This is a genomic window from Pseudomonas crudilactis, assembly GCF_013433315.1.
In the GTDB taxonomy this organism is placed as follows: Bacteria; Pseudomonadota; Gammaproteobacteria; order Pseudomonadales; family Pseudomonadaceae; genus Aquipseudomonas; species Aquipseudomonas crudilactis.
In genome coordinates this window covers 45549-58159 of sequence record NZ_WXVV01000007.1, presented here as the reverse complement: position 1 = coordinate 58159, position 12611 = coordinate 45549, and the positions used below count along the sequence as shown (strand labels likewise).

The following is a 12611-nucleotide window of genomic DNA, read 5'->3' as shown; positions in this document are numbered from 1 at the left end:
ACTGGCCTTAAGAACTCGGCGCTACAGGTTAAGTTCCTCATTTCTTTCAGATATATAAGTTTGTTTTTACACGGAACTTTTGCTGTTTTGCTTGCTACTGGCAAAAGGCTCTAACGAGAGTAATTATCAAATGGCCGAGAACAGCGTTTTTGAGCGTGCAACGCGATTTTTATCGGCGTTGCGTCACTGTCAGGTACTGGGTTTGCAGGTGCATAGCGCCTCAAGTGAAGGGCTCACCGTAATCTTGCCGTACAGCCCGCAAATAGTCGGTAACCCGGAAACCGGCGTGATCCATGGCGGCGCGATTACGGCGTTGATGGACACCGCCTGTGGCATGTCGACGTTGTGCGTGCTGCCGGAGTTCGAGGTCTGCCCGACCCTCGACCTGCGCATCGATTACATGCACGCCGCCGAGCCGAACAAAGCGGTGTACGGATTCGCCCAGTGCTACCGCGTAACCACCGATGTGATCTTTGCCCGTGGCTTCGCTTACCAAGATGACCCCGAGCAGCCCATCGCCCATGTGGTCGGTACGTTCATGCGCATGGGCAAGGGCCTCAAAGGCACCAAAGGCTTTGGCGGCGTAATCAAAGGAGAAGGGCAATGAGTGACGACCTGAAGCAGCAGTTGCAGCAGGCTCACGCTCAGGGCGACTACGCGCCGCTGTTGCAGTTGATTCCCTACGCCGGGCTGATCGGCATTGAATGCTCGCGAGTCGGTGATGACCTGCTGTTCAAGCTGCCGGCGAACAAGGACAACATTGGTAACCCTTTATTGCCGGCGATCCATGGCGGGGTGATCGCCGGATTCATGGAACTGGGCGCCGCCCTGCATCTGTTGATTTTCACCGGTGCGCCCGGTGTGCCGAAGATTATCGATTTTTCCCTCGATTACCTGCGCGCCGGGCAATTCCGCGATACCTGGGCCAAGTGTCAGGTCTGCCGCCAGGGCCGCCGCGTCGCCAACGTCGCGATCACTGCCTGGCAAAGTACCGAAGGCGAACCGATTGCCACCGCTCGTGCGCACTTCAAAATCGATGAGCCCTTGAAATCCTGAACAGCGCCCCAAACTCACAAGACAACCCGCCGCCGACCATTTCGGGTCGCGGCCACTGCCATCTGATTGGAGTTTGATGACCATGAGTGTGGAAACTCAAAAGGAAACCCTGGGCTTCCAGACCGAGGTAAAGCAGCTGCTGCACCTCATGATCCATTCGCTGTATTCCAACAAGGAAATCTTCCTTCGCGAATTGATCTCGAACGCCTCTGACGCTGTCGACAAGCTGCGCTTCGAAGCCCTGGCCAAGCCAGAGTTGCTCGAGGGTGGCGCTGATCTGAAAATCCGTGTGAGCTTCGACAAGGACGCCAAAACCGTCACCCTCGAAGACAACGGTATCGGCATGAACCGTGACGATGTGATCACCCACCTGGGGACCATCGCCAAATCCGGCACCGCGGATTTCATGAAGAATCTTTCGGGCGATCAGAAAAAGGATTCACACCTGATCGGCCAGTTCGGTGTCGGCTTCTACTCTGCCTTCATCGTTGCCGACCAGGTTGATGTGTACTCCCGCCGCGCCGGCACTCCGGCCAGCGAAGGCGTGCACTGGTCGTCGAAAGGCGAGGGCGAGTTCGAAGTCGCCACCATCGAAAAACCGGAACGCGGCACCCGCATCGTTCTGCACCTGAAAGCCGCGGAAGACGAGTTTGCTGATGGCTGGCGTCTGCGCAACATCATCAAGAAGTACTCCGACCACATCGCGCTGCCGATCGAGTTGCCGAAAGAAGCGGCTGCTGCCGAAGGCGAAGAGGCTCCTGCCGTTGAATGGGAAACCGTCAACCGCGCCAGCGCCCTGTGGACTCGCCCTCGCACTGAAGTGAAGGACGAGGAATACCAGGAGTTCTACAAACACATCGCTCACGACTTTGAAAACCCGCTGGCCTGGAGCCACAACAAAGTCGAAGGCAAGCTCGAATACAGCTCGCTGCTATACGTGCCGGCCCGCGCACCGTTCGACCTGTACCAGCGTGAAGCGCCGAAGGGCCTGAAGCTTTACGTGCAGCGTGTGTTCGTGATGGATCAGGCCGAGTCGTTCCTGCCGCTGTACCTGCGCTTCATCAAAGGCGTGGTCGACTCCAACGACCTGTCGCTGAACGTGTCGCGCGAGATCCTGCAGAAAGACCCGATCATCGATTCGATGAAGACCGCGCTGACCAAACGCGTGCTCGACATGCTGGAAAAACTGGCGAAAAACGAGCCTGAGCAATACAAAGGCTTCTGGAAGAATTTCGGTCAGGTCATGAAAGAAGGCCCGGCTGAAGACTTCGCCAACAAAGAAAAAATTGCCGGTCTGCTGCGTTTCGCATCGACCAATGGCGACGACGGCGAGCAGATCGTCGGTCTGGCCGACTACCTGGCGCGCGCCAAGGAAGGTCAGGACAAGATCTACTACCTCACCGGCGAAACCTACGCGCAGGTCAAGAACAGCCCGCACCTGGAAGTCTTCCGCAAGAAAGGCATCGAAGTGCTGCTGCTGACCGACCGTATCGACGAGTGGCTGATGAGCTACCTCAGCGAGTTCGACGGCAAGACCTTTGTCGACGTGGCACGTGGTGACCTCGATCTGGGCAACCTGGACTCGGAAGAGGACAAGAAAGCCGCGGAAGAAGTCGCCAAGTCCAAAGAAGGTCTGGTTGAGCGTCTGAAAACCGCGCTGGGCGATTCCGTGGCTGAAGTTCGCGTATCGCATCGTCTGACCGATTCGCCGGCGATTCTGGCCATCGGCGAGCAGGACTTGGGTCTGCAAATGCGCCAGATCCTCGAAGCCAGCGGGCAGAAGGTTCCGGATTCCAAGCCGATCTTCGAATTCAACCCGAGCCACCCGCTGATCGAGAAACTCGATGGCGAGCAGAGCGAAGAGCGTTTTGGCGATCTGTCGCACATTCTCTTCGATCAGGCAGCCCTGGCTGCTGGCGACAGCTTGAAAGATCCGGCCGCGTATGTGCGCCGTCTGAACAAGCTGCTGGTTGAACTGTCGGTTTAACCAAGTCGTAGAAAAACCCGCTTCGGCGGGTTTTTTCATTCTGGTGTTTAACCAATCTGGAGTCAGAAATGAGCCAAGTCACTGTACGTTCCGTGGTCTATCAGATTGACGGCCAGCCTTATGAGGGTCGTCTGGCGTTCGACGCCGAGCACAAGGGGGCGCTGCCGGGTTTGTTGATGGCGCCGAACTGGATGGGTGTCAGCGCTGGCGCTGAAGAGATCGCCAAGTCGGTCGCGGCCGAGGGCTACGTGGTGTTGATCGCTGACGTCTACGGTCAAGCTGTACGTCCGCAGAATGCTGACCAGGCTGGCGCGGCAATGATGCCGTTGAAGGATGACCGTGCGTTGCTGCGCAAGCGTATGCAGGCGGCGTTCGATCAACTGCAGAAGCAAGGCGAAGCGGCGGTTGATACGTCGAAACTGGCGGTGTTCGGTTTCTGCTTTGGTGGTTGCTGTGCGCTGGATCTGGCTCGCACGGGGGCGCCGGTGAAGGCGGCGGTGTCGTTCCACGGTACGCTGGATTCGCCGAACCCGGCGGATGCGCAGAACATCAAGGGCTCGGTGTTGGTGTTGCATGGTGCTTCCGACCCGTTGGTGCCGAAGGAGCAGTTGCCGGCGTTTGAAGACGAGATGAACGCGGCGAACGTGGATTGGCAGTTGTTGAGCTACGGCGGTGCGGTGCACTCGTTTACTGATCCGCATGCCAATGTGCCGGGCAAGATGATGTACGACGCGAAGACGGCGAAGCGCGCGTTCAAGTCGATGCATGATTTGCTGGATGAAGTGTTCAAGGGCTGAAAAGCGAAGAGCCCCTCACCCTAACCCTCTCCCAGAGGGAGAGGGGACTGATTGGGGGATGCTCAGGGATTACGCCGACCTGAAAGTGCCCGGGGTGAATCCATAATCACCAAGACTTTTCAGGTCGATGTATGACGCCAGACACCTCGGTCGGCTCCCTCTCCCTCCGGGAGAGGGCTGGGGTGAGGGTAAAGGCTTAACGAGGTAATTCAATCCGCTCAACTTCCCCCGGCACAGTCGGCCAGTCCCCGGCCGCCCATTTGCGCCGTGCCTCATCAATCGCCGCCGGATCGCTTGCAACAAAATTCCAGTTGATCCGCCGAGGCCCGTCCAACGGCGCGCCGCCGAACACCACCGCGTGCACATCACTTTCGGCAAACAGGCTCATTTCTTCCCCGGCCGGTAACAACACCAACGCATGCGGCTCAATCGCCTCGCCATTCAGCTGCGCATCCCCACTCAGCACATAAACCGCCCGCTCTTCATGCTCGGTCGGAATCAGCAAAGTGGTCGCCGTTTGCATCTTCACTTCCGCATACAACGTAGGAGAAAGCACCGGGACCGGCGATTCCAGGCAAAAGCCTGACCCGGCAATCATGCGAATCTGCACGCCGAGGTTATCGCTGACCGGCAAGGTCGCCGCCGGGTGATGGCTGTAATGCCCAGGACCTTGCTCGTGCTCCTTGGGCGAGGCCAGCCAGATTTGCAAACCGTGCATGGTGAAGCTTTGCTCCCACAGCGGCTCTGGCGTGCGCTCAACGTGCGCAATCGCGCTGCCGGCAGTCATCCAGCTGACGTCGCCAGCGCCGACCACCTGATCGGAGCCAAGGCTGTCCTTGTGCTGGAGCTGCCCTTCAAACAAATACGTGAGGGTCGACAGACCGATGTGCGGGTGCTGTCGGAGATTCATGCCCTTGCCCGTCGGATAAACCGTCTCGAGCATGTGATCAAAAAACACGAAAGGCCCGACGCTGCGGCATTTGGCTGACGGCAAGGGGCGCAGAATCGGCTGGCCTTCGACGTCTTCGGCGCGCGGGCGGATGATCAGAGGTTGCGTGTCCATGGTGCATTCCAAGCTGAGCGGGTGATGCCAGAAGCATAACCCGCCGCTGGCATGAGGAGGATTACTGGCTGTCGAAGCCCTGCGGTGCATGGGTTTCGATGGTCACGTCAGTGGTGGTCATCAGCTTGTGAATCGGGCAACGGTCAGCGACGCGCAGCAATTCCTCGCGCTGGGCATCGGTCAGGACGCCTTTGAGAGTAAGGGTGACGTGCAAGACGTATTTACCCTTTTGCTCTTCGCTGTTGTCACGTTTGACGTCGACACCAACGCCGGTCAGCGGGATGTCTTTCTTTTTCGCGTACATCTTCAAAGTCAGTGCTTTGCAGGCACCAAGGGCGGCGTCGAAGTAGTCGTGTGGCTCAGGTGCGGAGCCTTCGCCGCCGGCGGTTTTCGGCACGTCGGCAAACAGTTCGTGATCATCAATCTGTACGGTGTGGCGGAAACCTTCAGCGGAGACGGTATTGACGGTAACGGTCATGGGAACCTCACTGGCAGTAGGAAAAGTCGTTCGATCAAAAAAGACCTTGCAGTTATAGAGCATTCCCACCGGTACGCGTTCCACTTTCCTGCGGGATGAACCCTTGTCGTCAGGGCGGGGTCTAGGCTATGCCTACTTCCTGGAGATTACTTGTGTCCCTGTATCGTTTGAGTCTTGTCTGCCTTCTGCTGCTTGCCGGCAATGTCAGCGCCCGCGAATACACCTACAGCGATGCACACCTGCATTACGTGGATTTTTTCCAGGAAAGCGCGGGCATGGCGAAATTGCTGACGGCCATGAAGGACGGTTCCGTCGAGCATGTGATGATTTCCGGGATTCCGGTGGCGAAGAAATGGCATGAGGACGAACCCAAGCGTCCGCGCTATTACGCGGGCGATGACGCCGATGCCTATTGGTACAGTGCGACCGACGTGATCGTTGCCGATGCTGTGCAGAAGCTGTCACCCGAGCAGCGCCCGTACTTTCATCCGTTCCTCTCGGGCTTCAACCCGAACGACAAGAATTCAGCCGCGCACATCCAGCGCATGCTCGATCTGTATCCGGGGCTGTGGCAGGGCATTGGCGAGGTGTTCACTCGTCATGATGACCTCACGGCGCTGACGTCCGGCGATACGCCGCGCGCCAACAACGAAGCCATGACCAAGATCTATCATCTGGCCGCCGAGAACGATCTGCCGGTGATGCTGCATTCCAACATCACCTCCAAGCGTGAGAAAAATCCGCTGTACCTGAAGGAAATCGAAGAGCCGCTGCGTAATCACCCACACACGCGATTCATTTGGGCTCACGCCGGCACCAGCGCTGAAATCCATCGACATCAGACGCAACTGAGTTTCTTGCTGCCCACGCTGACGCGCATGCTTGAGGCGTATCCCAACCTGTTTATCGACCTGTCCTGGAGCATGCTCACGCCGTATCTGCTGGATGAGCAGGGCAAACCGCGTCCTGAGTGGCTGGCGCTGGTGGAAAAATACCCTGAACGCTTCATGCTCGGCTCCGACGTAGTAGGGCGTTTCAATAAGCTCGGTCAGGAAATGCACAGCTTCAAGCCTTTCCTTGATGCGCTGCCGGAGAATATTGCGCAGAAGGTCGCAAGAGATAACTTCCTGGCTATCTTGCCGCGAACGGTGTTCAAGTCCGGCAAAACCGCGCTGAATCGTTAATGCCTTCGGTTCGAAGTATTAAGGCCTTTTGATATCACATTTTGGTCTTACGCATTTTTTCGCCGGGCCGATACCTTCTAAAGCAACCAGCTGCAGGGTTGATGCAGCGCTTTTGGAAGGAACCAGAGCAATGAGTATCCGTAGTCTCAATATCGCCCCGCGCGCCGGCCTCGGTTTTGGCGTGTTGGCGTTGATGGTGTTTGCCCTTGGCGCGTTCGCCTTGCTGCAAATGTCGAACATGCGCGCCCAGTCTGACGAGGTCGATAACAATTGGCTGCCGAGTGTCATGGCGGTCGGTGAGATGAGTCAGGACATGCTGCGCCTGCGTGCGCTGACCATGCGCCTGTTGCTCAATCGCGATCCGCAGGCGCTCGAACAGAATGTTGCCAAACTCAATGAATTGCGCGATGTACTCAGTGAAGCCCAGCAGCGTTATGACGTGCTGATTGTGTTGCCTGAAGAGCGCAAGCTGTTCGACCGTTTCAAGGTCGCCGAGCACCAGTATCTGGAGTTTCAGGCGCAGGTCATGCAGCTCTCTGCACAGAATCGGGTCGAGGAGGCCGCGACCATTCTCAACGGGCAGATGAGTCCTTTGGCCGATGAAATCGCAGTGCTTTTACGCGAACTGGTTGAGCTGAATAAACACAATGCCAATCTCGCCACTGAAGCCGCGCGGTTGGTGTTTATCAATTCGCGAGTGTGGGTTGGGGTGATGATCGGCGTTACTGCGCTGATCACCATCGGTCTGGCCCTGCTACTGACGCGCAGCATCGTGCTGCCGCTGGCGCAATCGCTGGGTGTCGCCGAGGTGGTGGCCGGTGGTGATCTGACCGGCGATATCAGCATCAGCGGCAAGGACGAGCCGGCGCGACTGCTGCAGGCGCTCAAGAGCATGCAACACAACCTGCGCGACACGATTCGGCAAATCTCCGAGTCCTCCAGCCAGTTGGCCTCGGCGTCGGAGGAGCTGAGTTGCGTCACGGAAGACGCTACGCGCGGGTTGCATCAGCAGAGCCTGGAGATCGAACAGGCGGCCACGGCGGTCAATCAGATGACGGCTGCGGTGGAGGAGGTGGCGAGCAATGCGGTGGCTACCTCCGAGGCTTCTCGTGAATCCGATCGCATAGCCCAGCATGGCCGCGAGCAGGTGCATCAAACGGTGTTGTCTATCGAATCGCTTGCCGATGATGTGACGGCCAATGCGAGTCAGGTGGAAGATCTGGCGCAGAAGGTCTACAGCATCAGCAAAGTGCTGGATGTGATTCGTTCGATTGCCGAGCAGACCAATCTGCTTGCTTTGAATGCTGCGATTGAGGCCGCGCGCGCCGGTGATGCCGGGCGCGGGTTTGCAGTGGTGGCAGATGAGGTGCGGGCATTGGCGCATCGCACGCAGCAGTCGACCCAGGAAATCGAGCAGATGATCGGCGGGATTCAGCAGGGTACCGATTCGGCGGTCAGTTCGATGCAGCAGAGTAATGTGCGGGCGCGTTCGACGCTGGAGTTGGCCAAGGCGGCCGGGACTGCACTGGAAGAGATCGCCTCGGCATTCACGCTGATCAACGAGCGCAACCTGGTGATCGCCAGTGCCTCGGAGGAGCAGGCAGCGGTGGCTCGGGAGGTGGATCGCAATCTGATGAATATTCGTGATCTGGCGATGCAGACCTCGGCGGGAGCCAATCAGACCAGTGCGGCGAGTCAGGAGTTGTCGCGGTTGGCGGTGGATTTGAACAGCATGGTGGCCAAATTCTCGGTTTGAGTTTTGCCTTCAAAAGCCCCTCACCCTAGCCCTCTCCCGGAGGGAGAGGGGACTGACCGTGGGAGATTGGCGAGTTACACCGACCTGATGTTGCTTTGGTGAATCCATAATCGACTCGATTTTTAGGTCGATGTATGGCGCCAGACATCTCGGTCGGCTCCTTCTCCCATTGGGAAAGGGGACTGACCGTGGGAGATTGGCGAGTTACACCGACCTGATCTTGCTTTGGAGAATCCATAATTGACTCGATCTTACAGGTCGATGCATCGCGCCAGACATCTCGGTCGGCTCCCTCTCCTTCGGGAGAGGGCTGGGGTGAGGGGTGAAGGTGACACATAAAATCGGGCTAAAGCGCAGACAAAAAAAGCCCCGCATTTCGCGGGGCTCTTTGTTCTTGCGGCGGATCAGCTGCCTTTAACGGTTTTACCGTTGACCGTGCCGTCCTGGAGCATGATGTTGTACTCCTTGCCGTCAGTTTCGACTTGTTGCAGGCGAACCAGCAAGTAATCCCAGTCCTTGGCGAACCACAGCACGGTGGTGCGCTTGCTTTGCGTCGGGTCGCGCACGCGCTCGACCTTGATCGCATCGATCTTGCCAGCCTTGGTCTCGACTTTTTCCGAACCCAGTACGCGGAAGTCATAGGTATCGACTTCACCATCATCGACCACTTGATAGCTCATGGTCTTCTTGCCGGCAGCGACGTCATGTTGCAGTGCCAACTGATAGGTGGACTTGTCGACCATGCCACGGTTCAGCGGGATTTTCACCGCGTCGCCACGGTCGGTGCCGGTGACCATTTTGCTGTTCCAGTCGAAATCCAGATCAGCCTTTTTCGCTTTGCCCAGGCCACCACGTTCAAAGTGGTAGGACTGCGGCAGCAGGATGTCCTTGTCCAGGGTCAGGGTGCTTTCTTCCGTCAGGCTGGCGATCATCATCGAGGCCTTGAAGCTGAGCTTCCAGACGCCGTTGGCTTCCTTGACCAGACTGCGCTCGGCGGTGCCACTCATGGGCAGTTGCTTCCAGTCGGCGGTGTAGCTGGCGGAGAACGGTTGAAGTTCGGCTGCCTGCGCGAAGGGCAGGGCGAGCAGAGCGCAAGCGAAGAGCAGGGCGCGACGCATAATATCTCCTAGTGTCGAATCAAGTGGCCGCTGGCCGCGAGTAACTGGCCATCCAGTAAAGCACCGTGTTCACCGAGTGCCAGCCTGCCTTCGGCAAACCAGCGTACTGCCATCGGGTAGATCAGGTGTTCCTGAACGTGGACTCGCTGCGCAAGACTCTGCGGCGTGTCGTGCAACTCTACCGGTAATACTGCTTGTACGACCAGTGGTCCGCCATCGAGTTCCTCGGTGACGAAGTGCACGGAGCAGCCATGCTCAGTGTCGCCGGCCTCCAGCGCGCGCTGATGAGTGTGTAACCCTTTGTATTTGGGTAGCAGCGACGGGTGGATGTTGAGCAGGCGACCCTGGTAGTGGCGAACGAAGTCAGCGCTGAGAATGCGCATGAAGCCGGCCAGTACCACGAGTTTCGGATTGAATTCGTCGATCAGTTCGATCAGAGCAGCATCGAAGGCCTCGCGACCTTCGAATGCCTTGTGATCCAGCGAGCGGGTGGCGATACCCGCATCACTGGCGCGTTGCAGGCCGTAGGCGTCGGCGCGATTGGAAATCACTGCAGCGATGCGGACCGGGTTGTCGCCGGCCCGCGTGCTGTCGATCAGAGCCTGCAAGTTACTGCCGGTGCCGGACAACAGCACCACGACATCACAGGTTGCGGACATTAATGAGCCTTAAGGTTCTGCAGATCAACCTGAGCTGCGCCTTCGGCAGCAGCAGCGATCTGACCGATCACCCAAGGCTGTTCGCCGGCGTCACGCAGGGTGTTCAGCGCCACTTCAACGTGCTCCTGAGCCACGCAGATGACCATGCCGACGCCGCAGTTCAGCACGCGGTGCATCTCGGTCTCGTCAACGTTGCCTTTCTCTTGCAGCCAATCGAATACGGCCGGGCGAGTCCAGCTAGCCACGTCAACCACCGCCTGAGCGCCTTTTGGCAGAACGCGCGGGATGTTGTCGAGCAGGCCGCCACCGGTGATGTGGGCCATGGCTTTGACGGCGCCGGTGTCTTTGATCAGCTTGAGCAGCGGCTTCACGTAGATGCGGGTCGGGGCCATCAGCAGGTCGGTCAGCGGTTTGCCGTCGAGCTGGATGTTTTCGATGTCGGCACCGGAGACTTCGATGATCTTGCGGATCAGCGAGTAGCCGTTGGAGTGCGGGCCGGACGATGGCAGCGCGATCAGCGCGTCACCGGTGGCGACTTTCGAGCCGTCGATGATCTCCGACTTTTCCACGACGCCGACGCAGAAACCGGCCAGGTCGTAGTCTTCGCCTTCGTACATGCCAGGCATTTCAGCGGTTTCGCCGCCAACCAGCGAGCAACCCGACAGTTCGCAGCCAGCGCCGATGCCGGTCACGACTTGGGTCGCGGTCTCGACGTTCAGTTTGCCGGTGGCGTAGTAGTCGAGGAAGAACAGTGGCTCTGCGCCGCACACCACGAGGTCGTTCACGCACATGGCAACCAGGTCGATGCCGATGCTGTCGTGCTTGTTCAGGTTCAGCGCCAGACGCAGCTTGGTGCCGACGCCGTCGGTGCCGGAAACCAGCACTGGCTGCTTGTAGCCGGCCGGGATTTCGCAGAGGGCGCCGAAACCGCCCAGGCCGCCCATGACTTCCGGGCGCGCAGTGCGCTTGGCGACGCTCTTGATGCGTTCGACCAATGCTTCACCGGCGTCGATGTCTACACCGGCGTCCTTGTAGCTCAGGGAGGGTTGCTTGCTCATGATCCAGGCCTTTAGGGGAGGGGATTCAGGGGTAACGACCGAGTTCAGCGGGAACTTCGAAATCGACGGGGCGATGGCCTCACGCGAGTTTCGAGGTGCCCGGCTGTTGCCGGTCTGCGAAGGCGCGCGATTTTATCAGGCTTGAGGGGCAGCGGCCATCCTCGCACCGACGGGCAGGGCCATATCCACGGAAATTTTTTGCAATTGAGGCGAATGAACGCCTGTATAAGGTGGGGCGATTAACCGTCTATCGTTATCACTGTGCAAAAACTTACCGCTGTCGTGTGAATGTTTGGTGCTGGCAGATTGTCACAGCCTTGCTCAACCGATTCACGCGGCCTGTTCCAGCCGCTCCTGTCGACGGGAATTTTCCATGCGTTTTTGTAAATTGTTGTTTGTGGGTTGTTTGTCTCTGATCAGCCTGGCGAGTCACGCCGAAAACCTCAAAGGCCTTTATCAAGTGCGTGAGCCGGTCAACGGCCAGGCACCGGAGGAGCGTGATCGCGCCACCCAAGCAGCGTTGGATACCTTGGTGCTGCGTTTGACCGGCGATCCGAAGGCTCCGCAGAATCCGGGGCTGGCGGCGATTCGCAAGGATCCGCAGCAGATCATCAGTCAGTTCGGTTTTGATGCTGGCCCCCCGGAGGTGCTGAAGGTCGATTTCGATCCGGCGACCACCGAGCAGGCGCTGCGACGCGCCGGATTGTCGGTGTGGGGCGCCAGTCGCCCGTCGATCCTGAGTTGGTGGCTGAACGACTCGGCTGAGGGTTCGAGTCTGGTTGGCGACGGTCAGGCCGCTGCTGCGCCGTTGCGTACAGCTGCGCAGCATCGCGGCTTGCCATTGCGTTTGCCGTTGGCAGACCTGAGTGAGCAACTGGTAGCCACGGCGCCAGCGCTGGAAGGCACCGATCCGGCACCGTTGCGCGGTGCCTCCGAACGCTACAACGCTGACGCCTTGCTGGCGGTGCATGCCCGCGAAGAAGGCGGGCAGTGGCAGGCCAAGTGGCACTTGTGGCTGGGCGATCAGAAAGAGGCGGGCAGTGTGCAGGGCGCCGATCAGGCCGCTGTCGCGGACGCGGTGATGCTGGCGGTGGCTGAGCGCCTGGCGCCACGTTTTGTGGCCAAGCCCGGCGCTTCGGGGCAGCAGACTCTGGAAGTGCAAGGTATGAATCTGGAGCATTACGCGGCGCTGTTGCGGTTACTCGAACCGTTTGGCGTGCGTCTGCAAAGTGTTGACGGCGATCGCATCGTCTATCGGGTCAATGGCAGTGCCGATCAGATGCGTGCGCAGTTGTCGCTGGCGAAGTTGCAGGAACTGCCGGCCGAGGCGCCGGCGCAGGTTTCAGCGCCACAGCCTGCGGTTGCAGGTGCAGCCCCGGTCGCGGCTCCGGCCCCGACACCGGCAGCACCATCGTTGCGGTTTCGCTGGTAAGTCTTTCCTTATATAGAAGCAAC

The 12611-nt window shown here is 58.8% G+C and carries 12 protein-coding genes; 7 read left to right on the top strand and 5 right to left on the bottom strand.

Translation table 11 applies throughout. The features are described from left to right. The first annotated feature begins 130 nt into the window (after window positions 1-130). From GTU76_RS09555 to GTU76_RS09540, 4 genes are all read left to right on the top strand, one after another. Entirely contained in the window at window positions 131-607 is a 477-nt protein-coding gene (locus tag GTU76_RS09555) for a PaaI family thioesterase (RefSeq protein WP_180698502.1), read from the top strand. After that, window positions 604-1056: a PaaI family thioesterase gene (locus GTU76_RS09550; RefSeq protein WP_180698501.1), complete on the top strand. Its 453-nt coding sequence runs from the start codon at window positions 604-606 to the stop codon at window positions 1054-1056. Before GTU76_RS09555 ends, GTU76_RS09550 begins: the two co-directional genes overlap by 4 nt. Window positions 1057-1138: 82 nt before the next feature. Further along, window positions 1139-3043: a molecular chaperone HtpG gene (gene htpG, locus GTU76_RS09545; protein WP_026000821.1), complete on the top strand. Its 1905-nt coding sequence runs from the start codon at window positions 1139-1141 to the stop codon at window positions 3041-3043. A gap of 68 nt (window positions 3044-3111) precedes the next feature. After that, the gene (locus GTU76_RS09540; RefSeq protein ID WP_175554969.1) at window positions 3112-3840 is read left to right on the top strand and encodes a dienelactone hydrolase family protein; all 729 of its coding nucleotides are present in this window, start codon (window positions 3112-3114) and stop codon (window positions 3838-3840) included. A gap of 196 nt (window positions 3841-4036) precedes the next feature. On the opposite strand, the gene GTU76_RS09535 is transcribed toward GTU76_RS09540, so the two are convergent. Together GTU76_RS09535 and GTU76_RS09530 are read right to left on the bottom strand one after the other, a co-directional pair. Continuing rightward, window positions 4037-4903: a pirin family protein gene (locus GTU76_RS09535; protein WP_180698500.1), complete on the bottom strand. Its 867-nt coding sequence runs from the start codon at window positions 4901-4903 to the stop codon at window positions 4037-4039. A gap of 61 nt (window positions 4904-4964) precedes the next feature. Continuing rightward, entirely contained in the window at window positions 4965-5381 is a 417-nt protein-coding gene (locus GTU76_RS09530; protein ID WP_095119948.1) for an OsmC family protein, read from the bottom strand. Between the two features lie 128 nt (window positions 5382-5509). Between GTU76_RS09530 and GTU76_RS09525 the strand changes: the two genes are divergently transcribed. Together GTU76_RS09525 and GTU76_RS09520 are read left to right on the top strand one after the other, a co-directional pair. Further along, the gene (locus GTU76_RS09525; RefSeq protein ID WP_180698499.1) at window positions 5510-6565 is read left to right on the top strand and encodes an amidohydrolase family protein; all 1056 of its coding nucleotides are present in this window, start codon (window positions 5510-5512) and stop codon (window positions 6563-6565) included. A 130-nt stretch (window positions 6566-6695) separates the two neighbouring features. Beyond that, on the top strand, window positions 6696-8321 hold the full coding sequence (locus GTU76_RS09520; RefSeq protein WP_016986399.1) for a methyl-accepting chemotaxis protein: 1626 nt from the start codon (window positions 6696-6698) through the stop codon (window positions 8319-8321). A gap of 404 nt (window positions 8322-8725) precedes the next feature. On the opposite strand, the gene GTU76_RS09515 is transcribed toward GTU76_RS09520, so the two are convergent. The 3 genes from GTU76_RS09515 to purM are packed head-to-tail and all read right to left on the bottom strand — an operon-like array spanning window position 8726 to window position 11156. After that, a complete protein-coding gene (locus GTU76_RS09515) occupies window positions 8726-9439 on the bottom strand; it encodes a DUF3108 domain-containing protein (RefSeq protein ID WP_016987863.1) in 714 nt (237 codons plus the stop codon). 8 nt (window positions 9440-9447) lie between these two features. Continuing rightward, a complete protein-coding gene (gene purN / locus GTU76_RS09510; RefSeq protein ID WP_016987862.1) occupies window positions 9448-10098 on the bottom strand; it encodes a phosphoribosylglycinamide formyltransferase in 651 nt (216 codons plus the stop codon). After that, window positions 10098-11156 carry a phosphoribosylformylglycinamidine cyclo-ligase gene (gene purM / locus GTU76_RS09505; RefSeq protein WP_016987861.1) on the bottom strand — a complete coding sequence of 353 codons (1059 nt, stop codon included), beginning with the start codon at window positions 11154-11156 and terminating at the stop codon, window positions 10098-10100. The genes purN and purM overlap by 1 nt, the downstream gene beginning before the upstream one ends. 373 nt (window positions 11157-11529) lie before the next feature. On the opposite strand from purM, the gene GTU76_RS09500 reads away from it, so the two are divergent. After that, the gene (locus GTU76_RS09500) at window positions 11530-12588 is read left to right on the top strand and encodes a DUF2066 domain-containing protein (RefSeq protein WP_016987859.1); all 1059 of its coding nucleotides are present in this window, start codon (window positions 11530-11532) and stop codon (window positions 12586-12588) included. Window positions 12589-12611: the final 23 nt, after the last annotated feature.